Annotated in this window: 14 protein-coding genes and 2 pseudogenes; 11 read left to right on the forward strand and 5 right to left on the reverse strand. The window is 60.4% G+C overall.

The features are described 5' to 3' along the window. Positions 1–4: 4 nt before the first annotated feature. Positions 5–754 carry a 3-oxoacyl-[acyl-carrier-protein] reductase gene (fabG, locus tag HHJ17_RS03000; protein ID WP_296503629.1) on the reverse strand — a complete coding sequence of 250 codons (750 nt, stop codon included), beginning with the start codon at positions 752–754 and terminating at the stop codon, positions 5–7. Between the two features lie 97 nt (positions 755–851). Beyond that, positions 852–1763, reverse strand: a complete 912-nt coding sequence (locus HHJ17_RS03005; RefSeq protein ID WP_296503627.1) for a LysR family transcriptional regulator — start codon at positions 1761–1763, stop codon at positions 852–854. A 137-nt stretch (positions 1764–1900) separates the two neighbouring features. On the opposite strand from HHJ17_RS03005, the gene HHJ17_RS03010 reads away from it, so the two are divergent. The 9 genes from HHJ17_RS03010 (at position 1901) to fba (ending at position 11744) form a co-directional block, all read left to right on the forward strand. Then, the gene (locus HHJ17_RS03010) at positions 1901–2644 is read left to right on the forward strand and encodes an HAD-IA family hydrolase (protein WP_296503625.1); all 744 of its coding nucleotides are present in this window, start codon (positions 1901–1903) and stop codon (positions 2642–2644) included. Between the two features lie 45 nt (positions 2645–2689). Next, positions 2690–3397 carry a ribulose-phosphate 3-epimerase gene (rpe, locus tag HHJ17_RS03015; protein WP_296503623.1) on the forward strand — a complete coding sequence of 236 codons (708 nt, stop codon included), beginning with the start codon at positions 2690–2692 and terminating at the stop codon, positions 3395–3397. A 52-nt stretch (positions 3398–3449) separates the two neighbouring features. After that, positions 3450–4544, forward strand: coding sequence for a class 1 fructose-bisphosphatase (locus HHJ17_RS03020; RefSeq protein WP_296503620.1), 1095 nt, complete (start codon positions 3450–3452; stop codon positions 4542–4544). A gap of 89 nt (positions 4545–4633) precedes the next feature. After that, a complete protein-coding gene (locus tag HHJ17_RS03025; RefSeq protein ID WP_296503618.1) occupies positions 4634–5509 on the forward strand; it encodes a phosphoribulokinase in 876 nt (291 codons plus the stop codon). 37 nt (positions 5510–5546) lie between these two features. Next, a complete protein-coding gene (gene tkt / locus HHJ17_RS03030) occupies positions 5547–7658 on the forward strand; it encodes a transketolase (protein ID WP_296504957.1) in 2112 nt (703 codons plus the stop codon). A 2-nt stretch (positions 7659–7660) separates the two neighbouring features. Beyond that, on the forward strand, positions 7661–8344 hold the full coding sequence (locus tag HHJ17_RS03035) for an HAD-IA family hydrolase (protein ID WP_296504959.1): 684 nt from the start codon (positions 7661–7663) through the stop codon (positions 8342–8344). A gap of 60 nt (positions 8345–8404) precedes the next feature. Continuing rightward, complete coding sequence (gene gap, locus HHJ17_RS03040) at positions 8405–9421, forward strand: type I glyceraldehyde-3-phosphate dehydrogenase (RefSeq protein WP_296504961.1); 1017 nt, start codon at positions 8405–8407, stop codon at positions 9419–9421. Beyond that, entirely contained in the window at positions 9418–10626 is a 1209-nt protein-coding gene (locus HHJ17_RS03045; RefSeq protein ID WP_296504963.1) for a phosphoglycerate kinase, read from the forward strand. The genes gap and HHJ17_RS03045 overlap by 4 nt, the downstream gene beginning before the upstream one ends. Before the next feature lie 80 nt (positions 10627–10706). After that, the gene (gene fba, locus HHJ17_RS03050) at positions 10707–11744 is read left to right on the forward strand and encodes a class II fructose-bisphosphate aldolase (protein WP_296504965.1); all 1038 of its coding nucleotides are present in this window, start codon (positions 10707–10709) and stop codon (positions 11742–11744) included. Between the two features lie 90 nt (positions 11745–11834). On the opposite strand, the gene HHJ17_RS03055 is transcribed toward fba, so the two are convergent. The 3 genes from HHJ17_RS03055 to HHJ17_RS03065 form a co-directional block, all read right to left on the reverse strand. Then, the gene (locus HHJ17_RS03055; protein WP_296503599.1) at positions 11835–12539 is read right to left on the reverse strand and encodes a hypothetical protein; all 705 of its coding nucleotides are present in this window, start codon (positions 12537–12539) and stop codon (positions 11835–11837) included. A 16-nt stretch (positions 12540–12555) separates the two neighbouring features. Further along, positions 12556–13761, reverse strand: a complete 1206-nt coding sequence (locus HHJ17_RS03060) for an MFS transporter (RefSeq protein ID WP_296504966.1) — start codon at positions 13759–13761, stop codon at positions 12556–12558. Between the two features lie 68 nt (positions 13762–13829). After that, positions 13830–14342: a MarR family transcriptional regulator gene (locus tag HHJ17_RS03065; protein WP_296504967.1), complete on the reverse strand. Its 513-nt coding sequence runs from the start codon at positions 14340–14342 to the stop codon at positions 13830–13832. 80 nt (positions 14343–14422) lie between these two features. Between HHJ17_RS03065 and pgk the strand changes: the two are divergent. Together pgk and HHJ17_RS03075 are read left to right on the forward strand one after the other, a co-directional pair. Beyond that, positions 14423–14641: pseudogene (pgk, locus tag HHJ17_RS03070) on the forward strand (phosphoglycerate kinase); the annotation flags it as partial. An 86-nt stretch (positions 14642–14727) separates the two neighbouring features. Further along, positions 14728–15441 (forward strand): annotated as a pseudogene (locus HHJ17_RS03075) (class II fructose-bisphosphate aldolase); the annotation flags it as partial. Positions 15442–15671 lie beyond the last annotated feature (230 nt).

Raw genomic sequence — 15671 nt, forward strand, 5'->3', positions numbered from 1 at the left:
GGTCTCAGAGTGACATGCCGCCCGACACCTCGATCACCGCGCCGTTGATGTAGCTGGCCTCGTCGCTGGCCAGGAAGGCATAGACGTTGGCAATCTCTTCCGGCTTGCCCAGACGCTTGAGCGGCACCTTGGCTTCCAGCTCCTTCAGCACCTTCTCGGGCATGGCGGCCACCATCGGGGTGGTGATGAAGCCGGGCGCGACCGCATTGACGCGCACGCCCTTGGGCCCGAGCTCGCGACTCCAGGTCTTGGTGAAGCCGATCACGCCGAACTTGGTGGCGGCGTAGTTGGTCTGGCCAAAGTTGCCGTAAATGCCCACCACGGAGCTGGCGTTGAGAATCACGCCGCTGCCCTGGGCCACCATGATGTCGGCCACGGCCTGCGAGCAATGAAACACGCCGCGCAGATTGACGTCGATCACGCGGTCAAACTGCTCCAGTGTCATCTTTTGCAGCCGCGCGTCCTGCGTGATGCCCGCGTTATTGACCAGCACGTCGATGCGCCCAAACTGGGCCTTCACGCGGGCCACCACCTCGTCGATCATGGCGCGCTGCGTCACATCCATCACAAAGCCCTCTGCCGTTGCTCCCAGCGCGCGACACTGCGCCACCGCTTCGTCCACGCCGGCCTGCTTGATGTCGCAGACGATGACGGTGGCCCCCTCAGCAGCAAACTTGAGGGCCGTTGCCAGGCCAATGCCTTGGGCGGAGCCGGTGATGAGACTGATTTTGTTGAGCAAGCGGGGAGCGGTCATGGTGAGTCTTGGTAAGGTTGGTAAACCGCCTATCTTAGAGGCCCAATATTTCTTGCCGGTGACGCCGCGACTGCTTTATGGAGGAAGTCAAACCGGCTCAACTCCACGAATCCATCAGCCCGCCGCCTTGCTCGATCAGAAACTCCTTGAAGGCGCGGGCGGCGGGGGAGAGTTTTTTGTGGCTCAGGTGGGTGACGTACCAGTTGCCCATCATCGGCATGCCTTCAATGTCCACCAGGGCGATGTGGCCGCTGGCCAACTCATGGCGCACCGTGCGCATCGATAAAAAACTCAGGCCCATGCCGGCCATCACGGCCTGCTTGATGGTCTCGTTGCTGGGCATTTCCATCACCACGCTCAACGGCGTGTTGTGCTCTGCAAACAGCCGTTCCATCGCGGCGCGGGTGCCGGAGCCTTCTTCGCGCACCACAAAGCGATGCTCGCCCAGCACCGAGAACGGCAGGTTTTTGCGCCGCACCAGGGCATGGTCTGGCGCGGCCACAATGGCCAGCGGGTTGGTGGCAAAGGGAGTGGCTTCGCAGTCCAGGTTGGCGGGGGCGCGGCCCATCACCACCAGGTCCGCCTCGTTGCGCGCCAGCAGGCCCAGAATGTTTTCGCGGTTGTCGATCTTCAGTTGCACGTCAATGCCCTGACAAAGTTTGCCAAAACGCACCAACAGCATGGGAATAAAGTATTTGGCGGTACTGACCACGGCCAGGTCAATGCGACCTTTTTTGAGGCCAACATGTTCGGCCATCAGCGCTTCCAGGTCTTTCAGTTGCCCCATGGCGGCGATGGCGTGCGTCAAAAAGGCTTCGCCGGCGTGGGTGAGCCCGATGTTGCGGCCCACGGGCTCGATCAGTGGCACGCCAAACGCCTCTTCGAGCTGGCGGATTTGCATCGACACAGCGGGTTGGGTCACAAACAGCCGCTCGGCGGCCTTGGAGACGGAACGCTGGCGCGCCACTTCCATGAAAGTCTGGAGTTGTTTCAGGGTATAGGGGCGCATGGAAGACTCCTGTTTTATCAGTTCTACCTGATGATATTTCTATAAAACGTGATTGGAGTTTATGGGTTGAGGCGTTTAAAGTAAATCATTCTTCACTGATTTCCGTGTTTCATTCCTTCACTTTTTGAAAGAATCCGATGTTTACAACCACGCTGCAAGCCCTGATTTTTGATGTGGACGGCACTCTGGCCGACACCGAGAGCGCGCACCGCGCTGCGTTCAACCATGCGTTTGCCGAACTGGGCTTGGGCTGGGAATGGGATGAGGCGCTCTACACCGAGCTGCTCAACATCTCGGGCGGCAAGGAGCGCATCCTGCACTACTGGAAACTGGCGCACCCCGATATCAAGGCGCTGAATGGGCAGGCGGTGGTGGACACCATCCACCGCATTCATGAACTCAAGACCGCCGCCTATGAGAGTGCCGTCAACAGCGGCGCGGTGCGCTTGCGCCCCGGTGTGCTCGAATTGATGGACGAGGCCCTGGCGCAGGGCGTGCAGTTGGCGATTGCCACCACCACCTCGCCGGTCAATATTGTGGCTTTGCTGCGCCACGCGGTGGGCCCGGATTGGCGGCTGAACTTCACCGCCATTGGCGACGCTTCGACGGCGCCGATTAAAAAACCACATCCCCAGGTGTATTTGCAAATGCTGGACGCGCTTAAATTGGCGCCGGCGCAATGCCTGGCATTTGAAGACTCCAGCAACGGCTTGCGCTCGGCCACGGCGGCGGGGCTGGCGACCCTGATCACCCCCACGCATTACACGGCGCAACACGATTTTTCGAGCGCCATGCGCGTGCTGCCCGATCTGAGCCAGGTCGATCTGGCGCAATTGCGAAGCTGGCACGCGGCGCAACAGGGCGCGGCGCGCCGCGCTTGAGTCGCACCCATTTGAATCAATGAACTTTTTACCAACATCCGCACCATGACCCCTCAATCTGCAACGCCCATCCTGCGCCTGGCCCCGTCTATTTTGTCCGCCGACTTCGCCCGCCTGGGGGACGAAGTGCGCGCGATTCAAGCCGCTGGCGCTGATCTGGTGCACTTTGATGTGATGGACAACCACTACGTGCCCAACCTCACCATTGGCCCGCTGGTCTGTGAGGCAATCCGCCCGCATGTTCAAATTCCGATTGATGTGCACCTGATGGTGGAGCCTGTGGATGCGTTGATTCCGCTGTTTGCCAAGGCCGGTGCCAACATCATCACCTTTCACCCGGAAGCCACCAAACATGTGGACCGGACGCTCCAGTTGATTCATGAGCACGGCTGCAAAGCCGGGCTGGTGCTGAACCCGGCCACCTCGGTGGAATGGCTGGACCATGTGATGGACCGGCTGGACATCATTTTGCTGATGAGCGTGAACCCGGGCTTTGGTGGCCAAAAGTTCATCCCAAGCACCCTGGGCAAGTTGCGCACGGTACGCCAGCGCATCGAGATGCATCAGGCGCGCGGTGGCCAGCCGATCTGGCTGGAAGTGGACGGCGGCGTGAAGCTGGAGAACATTGCCGAGATCGTGCTCGCCGGGGCCGATACCTGTGTGGCGGGCAGCGCGGTGTTCAGTGCACCGGACGCCGACGGCGGCTACTACAACGTCATGCAGGCGCTGCGCCGTGCCGCGCACCCGGCCTGAGCCCAAACCAGCCCCCACGCCTTAACTATTTTAATTACGAGGAGACCTCACCATGCCTTTAACCAACCGCTCCACCCTGACCCAATTCCTGATTGAAGAACGCCGTCGTTTCCCCAGCGCCAGCGGCGATTTCAATGCCCTGATTCTGGACGTGGCGCTGGCCTGCAAAGCCATCGCCCGCGCCGTCGCCTTTGGCGAACTGGGCGGCATCATGGGCAACCATGCGGCCGAGGCGGGCGGCTCCATCAATGTGCAGGGCGAGACGCAAAAAAAGCTTGACGTGTTGAGCAACGAGGTCTTCATCCGGCGCACCGAATGGGCCGGTAATCTGGCGGGCATGGCCTCGGAAGAAATGGACGTGCCGTACCAGATTCCGGGACAGTACCCGCGTGGCAAATACCTGCTGGTGTTTGACCCGCTGGACGGCTCCAGCAACATTGACGTCAACGTTTCGGTCGGCAGCATCTTCTCGGTATTGCGCGCACCGCAAGACGTGGTGGACACGGGTCTGGATGTGTCGGAATCTGATTTTTTCCAGCCCGGCGCACAACAGGTTGCCGCCGGCTATGCCTTGTATGGCCCGACCACCATGCTGGTGCTGACGGTCGGTGACGGTGTCAACGGTTTCACGCTGGACCCGACGTTAGGGGAGTTCATGCTGACGCATCCGATGATGAAAATCCCGGAAGATACCCACGAGTTCGCCATCAACGCCTCCAACAGCCGGTTCTGGGAGGCGCCGGTCAAACGCTATGTGGACGAATGCCTGGCCGGTAAAACCGGGCCCCGGGCCAAGGATTTCAACATGCGCTGGATTGCCAGCATGGTGGCCGAGGCGCACCGCATTCTGATGCGCGGCGGGGTCTTTTTGTACCCGCGCGACAGCAAGGATGCCAGCAAGCCCGGCCGCTTGCGCCTGCTGTACGAAGCGAACCCGGTCGGCATGATCATGGAGCAGGCCGGTGGCCGCGCCTCGACCGGCGAGATTCCCATGATGGAGGTGCAGCCGACGTCGCTGCACCAGCGCATCGGTCTGGTGTTCGGCTCGAAGAATGAAGTGGAGCGCATTGAGCGCTACCACGCGGAGCCGGTGAGGGCGACGTTGAACAACCCCTTGTTTGCCGAGCGCAGCCTGTTCATCGACTGATGATGCTATTGATTTAGTAGCTGCTTGCGCAGACAGCGCGGGGGCTAGAGGCCTATTTCTTATAAATTTTAACTTTCGGAGACAGCACCATGTCTGAACGCCACCCCATCATCGCCATCACCGGCTCCAGCGGCGCCGGCACCTCCTCGGTCACCAAGACGTTCGAGAACATTTTTCGCCGTGAAGGCGTCAACGCCGCGGTGATCGAGGGCGACAGTTTTCACCGCCATGACCGCAAGGAAATGAAGCGCAAGGCGGCCGAAGCGGAGGCGGCGGGCAACAATAACTTCAGCCACTTTGGACCGGAAAACAATATGTTTCCCGAACTGGCCGAGCTGTTTCGCGCCTATGGCGAAACCGGCACCGGCAAGCGCCGCAAGTACCTGCATGACCCCGAGGAAGCCGCGCCCTACAGCCAGGAGCCCGGCACTTTCACGCCTTGGGAAGACGTGCCGGTCAACACCGATCTGCTGTTTTATGAAGGCCTGCACGGCGCCGTCGTCACGCCCGAGGTCAACATCGCCCAGCACCCGGACCTGTTGATTGGCGTGGTGCCGGTCATCAACCTGGAGTGGATTCAAAAGCTGTATCGCGACAAGAAGCAGCGCGGCTACAGCACTGAAGCGGTGACCGACACCATCCTGCGCCGCATGCCCGATTACGTGAACTACATCTGCCCGCAGTTCATGCACACGCATGTCAACTTCCAGCGCGTGCCGATGGTGGACACCTCCAACCCGTTCATTGCGCGCGACATTCCGTCGCCGGACGAGAGCATGGTGGTGATCCGCTTTGCCAAGCCCAAGGGCATCGATTTCCAGTACCTGCTCAACATGATTGATGCGTCCTTCATGAGCCGCGCCAACACCATCGTGGTGCCCGGCGGCAAGATGGAACTGGCGATGCAACTGATCTTCACGCCCTTTGTGTGGCGGATGATGGAACGGCAAAAGCGCGCTTCCTGAACGCCTGAACCCGCTCTGTCCCCAACTGATTAAGACCATGAACACTCCTACACCTGAATTCGCCCGCCAGATGGCCAACGCCATCCGCATGCTCGCCGTCGATGCGGTTGAAAAAGCCAAGTCCGGCCACCCCGGCGCGCCGATGGGCATGGCCGACATTGCCGAGGTGCTGTGGAACCGGCACCTGCAGCACAACCCGGCCAACCCACACTGGCCGAATCGCGACCGTTTTGTGCTGTCCAACGGCCACGGTTCGATGCTGATCTATGCGCTGTTGCACCTCACCGGTTATGACCTGCCGATGGCCGAGTTGAAAAACTTCCGCCAGCTGCACAGCAAGACCGCCGGCCACCCCGAAGTCGGTGTCACGCCCGGGATAGAAACCACCACCGGTCCGCTCGGCCAGGGCCTGAGCAACGCGGTCGGCATGGCGCTGGCCGAGAAGCTGCTCGCCGACGAGTTCAACCGTGATGAAGAAGAAACCAGCCACACCATCGTCGACCACTTCACTTATGTGTTCATGGGCGACGGCTGCCTGATGGAAGGCATCAGCCACGAGGCTTGTTCGCTGGCCGGCACGCTGCGCCTGTCCAAGTTGGTGGGTTTTTACGACGACAACGGCATCTCGATTGACGGCCATGTGGAAGGCTGGTTCACCGACGACACGCCCAAGCGCTTTGAAGCCTACGGCTGGAACGTGATCCCTGCCGTCAACGGGCATGACCCGGAGGCGCTGGACGCGGCCGTGCGCGCCGCCAAGGCGCAGGCCGTGTTGCCGCATGGCAAGCCGACGCTGATTTGCTGCAAAACCGTGATTGGCATGGGCTCGCCGAACAAGGCCGGTACGCACGACGTGCATGGCGCCGCACTCGGCACGTTGGAGGTCGCCGCCACCCGCGAAGCGCTGGGCTGGACCGCCGCGCCGTTTGAAGTGCCGGCCGAGATCGCCAACGCCTGGAACGCCGTCGAGCGCGGCCAAGAGGCCGAGCGGACCTGGCGCCTGCGCTTTGAGGCCTACCGCACGCAGTTTCCGCTGGAGGCGGCCGAGTTTGAGCGCCGCATGGCGGGCGATTTACTGCCCGCTTTTGCCGAAAAACTGCCCGAGTTGCTGGCCGCCATTGCCGCCAAACCGGACGCCGTGGCCACTCGCAAGGCGAGCCAGAACGCACTGGACGCGCTGGCACCGCTGGTACCCGAGTTTTTTGGCGGCAGCGCTGATCTGACCGGCTCCAACCTGACCAACTTCAAGGGCTGCGTCAAAGCCGGGCGCGACCACTGGGGCAACCACATGAGCTACGGCGTGCGCGAGTTCGGCATGGCGGCCATCATGAACGGCATCGCCCTGCACGGTGGCTACATCCCGTACGGCGGCACGTTTCTGACCTTCAGCGACTACAGCCGCAACGCCATCCGCATGGCGGCGCTGATGAAGCTGCGCGTGATTCACGTCTTCACGCACGACAGCATCGGCCTGGGCGAAGACGGCCCCACGCACCAGAGCGTGGAGCACATTCCAAGTCTGCGCATCATTCCGGGGCTGGACGTCTGGCGGCCGGCCGATGGGCTGGAAACTGCGGTTTCCTGGGCCAGTGCCATTGAACGCAAGGACGGCCCCAGCGCGCTGTGCCTGTCACGCCAAAACCTGCCGCGCCTGACCCATGCGGGCATGGTCGAGAGTATCCGCCGTGGTGGTTATGTGTTGTCCGACATGGATGGGGCTCAAGCGGCCATCGTGTCCACCGGCTCGGAGCTGGAGCTGGCGATGCAAGCACAGGCCCTGTTGGCCAGCGAGGGCATTGCCACCCGCGTGGTGTCCATGCCCTGCACCAATGTGTTTGACCGCCAGAGCGAGGCGTATCAGGAAAGGGTGTTGCCACTGACCCTGCCCACCGTGGCGATTGAGGCGGCGCACCCGGACTTTTGGCGTAAATACGTCGGCCGCACCGGCGTGGTGGTGGGCATCGCCAGCTTTGGTGAATCGGCGCCGGCCAAGGATTTGTACGCCCACTTCGGCATCACGGCCCAGCGCGTGGTGGATGCCGTGCGCACGCTGGCGCACCGTGCCGCGCACCGCCGCGAAACCTGGACCAACAGCGACGAGCGAACCTCCGGGCCGCTGTCCGACCACATCGTGCCTTCGAGCAACTGACCATGAAACCAAGCACAAAGCCTATGTTTGACCTGATCATGTTCGATCTGGATGGCACCCTGATTGAAACCGCGCCGGAAATTTGCGACGCCGTCAACGACACCCTGCGCCGCTTTGACCTGCCGGAAGTTGCGCAGCAGCAAGTGAACGACTGGATTGGCCACGGCACGCGTGAGCTGCTGATTCAGGCCTTGGCCTACAGCGGCAAAACAGACGTGGCAACGGTGCGCGCCAGCGACAGCCTGGCGCTGATTGCCGCCGAGTTTGACAAGCATTACCAACGCCGCTGCGGCACGCGCAGCCATCTCTATCCCCAGGTGCGCGAGACGCTGATCGCCTTGCGCGAGCGTGGCGTCAAGCTGGCGGTGGTGACCAACAAGGAAGGCCGCTACACCAGCACCGTGCTGGACGCCCACCAACTGATGCCCTTGCTGGACGGCGTGGTCAGCGGCGACACGCTGCCGACCAAAAAACCCAACCCGGCCGGTATCGAGAGCTGCCTGACGCAGTTTGGCGTGCCGCGCCACCGGGCTCTCTTCGTCGGCGATTCCAGCATCGACGTCGCCACCGCGCGCAATGCCGGCGTACCAGTCTGGGCGTTGCCTTATGGCTACAACATGGGGCAGCCGATTGAGGCTTGTGCGCCGGACCGGGTCATCGCGGATTGCTCGTTGCTACTGAATTAATAGCTGCTTACGCAATAGCGACGGCGGCTACAACCCATTTTTATATATAAGGACTTTTACATGACCATCAAACTAGGTATCAATGGCTTTGGTCGCATCGGGCGCATGGTGTTCCGCGCTGCGGTGCAAAATTTCTCCGACATCGAAGTCGTCGGCATCAACGACCTGCTGGAGCCGGAGTACCTGGCCTACATGCTGCAGTTTGACTCGGTGCACGGCCGCTTCAAGGGCGACATCGCGGTGGAGGGCAATAACCTGATCGTCAATGGCAAAAAGATCCGCCTGACCGCGGTCAGGGATCCGGCCGAGTTGAATTGGGGCGAAGTCGGCGCCGACATCGTGATCGAATCGACCGGCCTGTTCCTGACCAAAGAGACGGCCCAAAAGCACATCACCGCCGGCGCCAAAAAAGTCATCATGTCGGCCCCCAGCAAAGACGACACGCCGATGTTTGTCTATGGCGTGAACGACAGCAGCTACGCCGGGGAGGCCATCATCTCCAACGCCAGTTGCACCACCAACTGCCTGGCCCCGGTGGCCAAGGTGCTGAACGACAACTGGGGCATCAAGCGTGGCCTGATGACGACGATTCACGCCGCCACCGCGACGCAAAAAACGGTGGACAGTCCGTCCAACAAAGACTGGCGCGGCGGCCGCGGCATTCTGGAAAACATCATCCCGAGCAGCACTGGCGCCGCCAAGGCGGTGGGTGTGGTGATTCCTGAACTCAACAAAAAGCTCACCGGCATGTCGTTCCGTGTGCCGACTTCCGATGTGTCGGTGGTCGATTTGACCTGCGAGCTGAACAAGCCCGCCACTTACGCTGAAATCTGTGCCGTCATGAAGGCCGCCTCGCAAGGCGCCATGAAGGGCGTGCTCGGCTACACCGAAGACAAAGTGGTCTCCACCGACTTCCGCGGCGAGAGCTGCACCTCGGTGTTCGACGCCGATGCTGGCATGGCGCTGGACAGCACGTTCGTGAAGGTCGTGAGCTGGTACGACAACGAGTGGGGTTACTCCAGCAAGTGCCTGGAAATGGCGCGCGTGCTGGCCGGCAAGCAAGGCGGTGCGCTGTGAAGGTCCTGCGTTTCGCCGATGTCATCAAAAGCGGTTTTGCCGATAAAAAGCGCGTCTTCATCCGCGCTGACCTGAACGTGCCACAAGACGGGAGTGGCAACATCACGGAAGACACGCGCATCCGGGCCTCGGTGCCGTGCATCCAGATGGCGCTGGACGCCGGCGCGGCCGTGATGGTCACCAGCCACTTGGGGCGACCCACCGAGGGTGCTTTCAAGCCTGCCGACTCGCTGGCCCCGGTGGCGAAGCGTTTGGGTGAGTTGCTGGGGCCCAAATACGCTCCGAATGGGGTGCCGCTGATTGCAAACTGGGTTGATGGGGTGGAGGTCGCTCCCGGCCAACTCGTCATGCTGGAAAACTGCCGCGTCAATGTTGGCGAGAAGAAGAACGACGAGGCGCTGGCCCGCAAGCTGGCCGCCCTGTGCGACATCTTTGTGAACGACGCCTTCGGCACCGCGCACCGCGCCGAAGGCACGACCTATGGCATCGCCCAGTACGCGCCGATTGCCTGCGCCGGGCCGCTGCTGGCGGCCGAACTCGACGCCATCAACCAGGCGCTGGCCAACCCGAAGCGCCCGCTGGTGGCCATCGTGGCCGGCTCCAAAGTCTCCAGCAAGCTCACCATCCTGCAAGCTTTGGCCAAGAACGTGGACCAGCTGATCGTGGGTGGCGGCATTGCCAACACCTTCATGCTGGCGGCGGGACTGAACATTGGCAAAAGCCTGGCCGAGCCGGGCCTGATCGGCGATGCCAAAGCGGTGATTGAAGCCATGAAAGCGCGCGGCGCCGAAGTGCCGATTCCCACCGACGTGGTGACCGCCAAAACCTTCAGCGCCGACGCCGTCGCCACCGTCAAGGCCGCCACCGAAGTCGAAGACGACGACCTGATCCTGGACATCGGCCCCGAGACCGCCAAGCGACTGGCCGAGCAGTTGATGCAGGCCGGCACCATCGTCTGGAACGGCCCGGTGGGCGTGTTCGAGTTTGCCGCGTTCGAGAACGGCACCAAAGTGATTGCCCAGGCCATCGCCGATAGCAGCGCTTTCAGCATTGCCGGCGGCGGTGACACGCTGGCGGCGATTGCCAAGTACGGCATCGAAAAACAGGTGGGCTATATCTCCACCGGCGGCGGTGCCTTCCTGGAGGTGCTGGAGGGCAAGACGCTGCCCGCGTTTGAGATTTTGCAGCAGCGCGCCGCTGCGTAAATTGCTATTGATTCAATAGCTTCTTGTGCAGGTAGCACGGGGGCTAGAGGCTATTTTTGTATATATTTAAGGAGATTTTCATGGCTTTTGTTTCCCTTCGTCAAGTGCTGGACCACGCGGCTGAGCACGGCTACGGTGTGCCGGCGTTCAATGTCAACAACCTGGAGCAGATTCTCGCCATCATGGAAGCGGCGCAGGAGACCGACAGCCCGGTCATTCTGCAAGCGTCGGCTGGCGCCCGCAAATACGCCGGTGAGGCCTACCTGCGCCACATGATGCTGGCTGCGGTGGAAACGCACCCCGATATTCCGGTGGTGGTGCACCAGGACCACGGCGCCTCGCCGGCCGTTTGCATCCAGTCGATCCGCTCCGGTTTCACCAGCGTGATGATGGACGGCTCGCTGATGGAAGACGCCAAGACCCCGGCCAGTTATGAGTACAACGTCGCCATCACACGCCGCGTCTGCGAAATGTCGCACCCGATTGGCGTGTCGGTGGAAGGCGAGTTGGGCTGTCTGGGTTCCCTGGAAACCGGTGAAGCCGGGGAAGAAGATGGCTCCGGCGCCATCGGCAAACTGACGCACGACATGATGCTGACCGACCCGGTGCAGGCCAAGGACTTTGTCGCCCAGACCGGCGTTGATGCGCTGGCGATTGCCATTGGCACCAGCCACGGCGCCTACAAGTTCACGCGCAAGCCCACCGGCGACATTCTGGCCATGGACCGCATCGTCGCCATCCATGCGCAGATTCCGAACACCCACTTGGTGATGCATGGATCGAGCAGCGTGCCGCAGGAATGGCTGGCCATCATTCGCCAGTTTGGCGGCGACATCAAGGAAACCTATGGCGTGCCGGTCGAAGAAATCCAGCGCGGCATCCAGAGCGGCGTGCGCAAGATCAACATCGACACCGATATTCGGCTGGCCATGACCGGCGCCATGCGCCAGGTGTTGGCCCAGCAACCCGGCGAGTTCGACCCGCGCAAAGCCCTGATCGCCGCCAAAATGGCTGCGCGTGGCATTGTGAAAGCCCGCTTTGAGGCCTTTGGCTGCGCCGGCATGGGCTCGAAGATCAAGCCGGTGTCGCTGGAGGCGATGGCGAAGCGGTACGGGTGATCTGTAAGACACGAGGTTGAGGTTTTCTCGTTTTTACTCAAATGCTTGTCCACCAGCCCATCCAACGCGCGCTGGCGCTATAACCGAAAACTAGCCTGCCAGGCGTGAGGTGGCTGTTGCTGGTTTGCGGTTCTGTTCTACAAGCCATTGATCGTGCAGCCATTTCTCCGTTTTGCGACGGCCTGGGAACGTAATCCATACGATGTCGCGCTCGAACACCATGACCTTTTCATTCGTGCCGACAATGACCCAGAACCAGCGACCGTCGGCAAGGTTCCTGGCCTTGACTTTCATCCCGGTCAGGATGACGGATTCTCGTTGACCGTTTCGCATGGCGTGAATGGTCTCGTCGTGTGGTTTGATCCAGGCTATTTCCATGCGTGGCAACAGGTCGGGTGTCATTTCACGCAGGAAATCCAGCGCAATCTCTCGTGCATGTTCGCGTGTGGGCAAAGTTCCGCCCATCAAGACGATATCCATGTGCGTGAAGCCCTTGAGTTGCCCGGCGTCGTCTATGACGATACTGAAGTGCTCACCCCCGAGGCCGTTGTTTCGGTGATCCTCACGTTCATAGCGCAGCAAAGTGGCCCGGTCAGCATCAACATGGATGCTGCGTGTGTTGATATTGATATAGCCCGCAGGGATCAATCGGTTTATAGATGAACTCATTTGGGTTGTATTCATCGCTGCATTTGGCATGTGCGTTTCCTTGGTCGTTTGTGCGTACGTCGAAAGACTTGTCGCCAATGACATGACTGCAATCGTGTGGGCAATGATGCGTTGGGTGTGATTCATGCTTGGTCTTCGAGTTTTAACCGTTGTTCTTTGACAAGACCGCAGGCGGCGGACTCCAACTGATCGCCGCCGCTAGTGCCATTAATGCCGCCAACATGCCAAAGAAAGTCCCTGCCGTAAGGTTTGATGAGCGGCCTGCAACCCATGGCCCAAGGCTTGCGCCGATGAAAAGCGTGAAGGTGTAGAAGGCGATGGCCATGCCGCGACAATGTTGGGGCGCCGACCTCGCGACGCGGGCAATCAAGCTCGGAACAGTGATGCCGATCCCTGTGGCGAATAACAGGCTCGCCGCCAGGACGAGCATTGGCTTACCCGCGACAGCCGTCAACGCAGCCAATACCAGTCCGACAGTCGCGACCGTAAGACCGGTGCCCGCCATGCGGTGCGGGCCGAAACGTGGAATCAGTGCCGCCACCGCCAACGGGGCCAGGAATCCAGGCAGGGCCACCAAGCGGACGGCGAACTGGTTGAATCCTGATTGCTGCAAGATGACGCCCATTCGTGCGTCGAGTCCGAGATAGAACGCGACGAAACACAGAAGCAGTACCAGCGCAGGACCATAAACACGACGCAGACTGGGGTCACCTACTACGTCCCGCAAAGCTGGGAATATGGACGCTAATCCCGAGGGCTGTCCGGCGGGCGTCACGTGTGCATCGCTTGCCAACCCTCGCCATAGCCAGGCGGCGGTGCAAAGATAGACAACACACAAGGGAATCAATGCGTTGCTGAACCCGACAAGCGGAGTGGCAAAAGCGCTATACATCTGCCCCAGCAGACCGGCCATGAGAAAAGCGGTGCTCATCCACGACACGCCCCATGCGCGCTGTCTCGGTGTGCCGCGTTCTGCCAGATAAGCCAAGGCGATTGGCGGAAAAGCTGCTGCAGCGAACCCTTGCAGTGCCCGTAAAGTCAGGAAAACGACTGGCGTCGTTGCGAGTTGGAGCAAAAGGCTGCTGACCGACAGGACGACGAGACCATATGTCATCACTCGGCGTCTGCCGATGTGATCAGACAAAGGGCCGAACACCAAAAATCCGAATGCGTAGGGAACGCTGAAGGCTGTGAGTGCGTACCCGGCCTCGGCCTGCTGCATTCCGAACTCGGTCGCCAAGGCGCTTAAGATCGGAATGGGTAAATACAGTTGGGCGACAACTGCAAGAGCGCATAAAACCAGTTGTCCTGTCAGCCAAGGTGAGTGTTGGATGTGAGTTGTATTCATATAGCTGACGATTTAGTAGTTGGCTACCTATTTGAGAAAAAAGAGAGGCGTTTTTTTGGGGGTGCAAACTAAGCATTGGCGGCGCCGACCGCCTGCGTCGCTTTGTTGAGTTTGTTCATCAAATGACGGATCTGGCTTCTTTCCTCGGCATTGAAGTGACTCATCAACTCCGCCACCCATGTGTAGTGATCAGGTATAGCTTGCGCCATCACCGCCTCGCCGGCCTTCGCTATGCGAACCACCCAAGCGCGCCGGTCCACCGTGTGTTGTTCTCGTTCACACAAGCCTGCTACTTCCATGCGGTCAATGATGCGGGTCATCGTGGGGGATGTCACATTGACACCTTCGGCCAAGGCACCGATGCTGAGACCAGACGGATTACGCAGCAGCAGCAGCAGGACAAAAAACTTGGCTTGTGTGAGTCCATTCGTGGCAAGCTGGTCTGTAAATGCTGACAGCATCGCCTCGGTTGAAGACGCCCACATCAACCACAGGTGCAGGCCTTCGACGTCCGGGTTGCAATACTGTAGGGCGAATGCCGCCAGCGTCTCTTGACTTGGCAGGTCTTTAAGTTCAAACATGTAAATTGTGTGAGATAGATAGTTGACTATATATTAGCCTAGTTTTTCTGTGTGGTAAAGAAAAAAATGTGATGAATCTTGCGGCGTTCGAGAACGGCACCCGGGTGATTGCCCAGGCCATTGCTGACTCCAGCGCTTTCAGCATTGCCGGCGGCGGTGACACGCTGGCCGCCATTGCCAAGTACGGCATCGAAAAACAGGTGGGCTACATCTCCACCGGTGGCGGTGCCTTCCTGGAGGTGCTGGAAGGCAAGACGCTGCCCGCGTTTGAGATATTGCAGCAGCGCGCCGCTGCGTAATTTGCTATTTTTTGTATAGCTGCTTGTGCATATAGCACGGGGGCTAGAAGCTTGTTTTGTATATATTTAAGGAGATTTCATGGCTTTTGGAAGACGCCAAGACCCCGGCCAGTTATGAGTACAACGTCGCCATCACGCGCCGCGTCTGCGAAATGGCGCACCCGATTGGCGTGTCGGTGGAAGGCGAGTTGGGCTGCCTGGGTTCCCTGGAAACCGGTGAAGCCGGGGAAGAAGATGGCTCCGGCGCCGTCGGCAAACTGACGCACGACATGATGCTGACCGACCCGGTGCAGGCCAAGGACTTTGTTGCCCAGACCGGCGTTGATGCGCTGGCGATTGCCATCGGCACCAGCCACGGCGCCTACAAGTTCACGCGCAAGCCCACGGGCGACATTCTGGCCATGGACCGCATCGTCGCCATCCATGCGCAAATCCCGAACACGCACCTGGTGATGCATGGATCAAGCAGCGTGCCGCAGGAATGGCTGGCGATCATTCGCCAGTTTGGCGGCGACATCAAGGAAACCTATGGCGTTCCGGTGGAAGAAATCCAGCGCGGCATCCAGAGCGGCGTGCGCAAGATCAACATCGATACCGACATCCGCCTGGCCATGACCGGCGCCATGCGGCAAGTGTTGGCCTAGCAACCCAGCGAGTTCGACCCGCGCAAAGCCCTGATCGCCGCCAAAATGGCTGCGCGTGGCATTGTGAAAGCCCGCTTTGAGGCCTTTGGCTGCGCCGGCATGGGCTCGAAGATCAAGCCGGTATCGCTGGAGGCCATGGCAAAGCGCTATGCCTGAGGGCAAGCGCTGATCGGAACCCGATGCATCGGGGGTATGACGTCGTCCTCCGGGGCGAAAATTCTGCGCTGTTACATCCGTCAGAGGGTGCTGTGGTAACCTGACATGCTCTGCAAAACGCGGAGCGGGTGGACTCTTCCATCCCGTCGCAGGCAACGATTTGCAGGACCACGGCGCCTCCACTTTTAGGATGAACGCAGTGCAACTCCTGGATTTTTCGGTGTTGTCTG

Source organism: Rhodoferax sp., assembly GCF_012927445.1.
Taxonomy (GTDB): domain Bacteria; phylum Pseudomonadota; class Gammaproteobacteria; order Burkholderiales; family Burkholderiaceae_C; genus Rhodoferax.

What these genes read in the sequence shown, in the direction of transcription:
- tkt (WP_296504957.1), top strand. Translation starts at nt 5,547, where the DNA reads ATGAACACTCCTACACCTGAATTCGCCCGCCAGATGGCCAACGCCATC.
- HHJ17_RS03035 (WP_296504959.1), top strand. Translation starts at nt 7,661, where the DNA reads ATGAAACCAAGCACAAAGCCTATGTTTGACCTGATCATGTTCGATCTG.
- HHJ17_RS03025 (WP_296503618.1), top strand. Translation starts at nt 4,634, where the DNA reads ATGTCTGAACGCCACCCCATCATCGCCATCACCGGCTCCAGCGGCGCC.
- gap (WP_296504961.1), top strand. Translation starts at nt 8,405, where the DNA reads ATGACCATCAAACTAGGTATCAATGGCTTTGGTCGCATCGGGCGCATG.
- fabG (WP_296503629.1), bottom strand. Translation starts at nt 754, where the DNA reads ATGACCGCTCCCCGCTTGCTCAACAAAATCAGTCTCATCACCGGCTCC.
- HHJ17_RS03060 (WP_296504966.1), bottom strand. Translation starts at nt 13,761, where the DNA reads ATGAATACAACTCACATCCAACACTCACCTTGGCTGACAGGACAACTG.
- rpe (WP_296503623.1), top strand. Translation starts at nt 2,690, where the DNA reads ATGACCCCTCAATCTGCAACGCCCATCCTGCGCCTGGCCCCGTCTATT.
- HHJ17_RS03020 (WP_296503620.1), top strand. Translation starts at nt 3,450, where the DNA reads ATGCCTTTAACCAACCGCTCCACCCTGACCCAATTCCTGATTGAAGAA.
- HHJ17_RS03055 (WP_296503599.1), bottom strand. Translation starts at nt 12,539, where the DNA reads ATGAATCACACCCAACGCATCATTGCCCACACGATTGCAGTCATGTCA.
- HHJ17_RS03005 (WP_296503627.1), bottom strand. Translation starts at nt 1,763, where the DNA reads ATGCGCCCCTATACCCTGAAACAACTCCAGACTTTCATGGAAGTGGCG.
- HHJ17_RS03010 (WP_296503625.1), top strand. Translation starts at nt 1,901, where the DNA reads ATGTTTACAACCACGCTGCAAGCCCTGATTTTTGATGTGGACGGCACT.
- HHJ17_RS03065 (WP_296504967.1), bottom strand. Translation starts at nt 14,342, where the DNA reads ATGTTTGAACTTAAAGACCTGCCAAGTCAAGAGACGCTGGCGGCATTC.
- fba (WP_296504965.1), top strand. Translation starts at nt 10,707, where the DNA reads ATGGCTTTTGTTTCCCTTCGTCAAGTGCTGGACCACGCGGCTGAGCAC.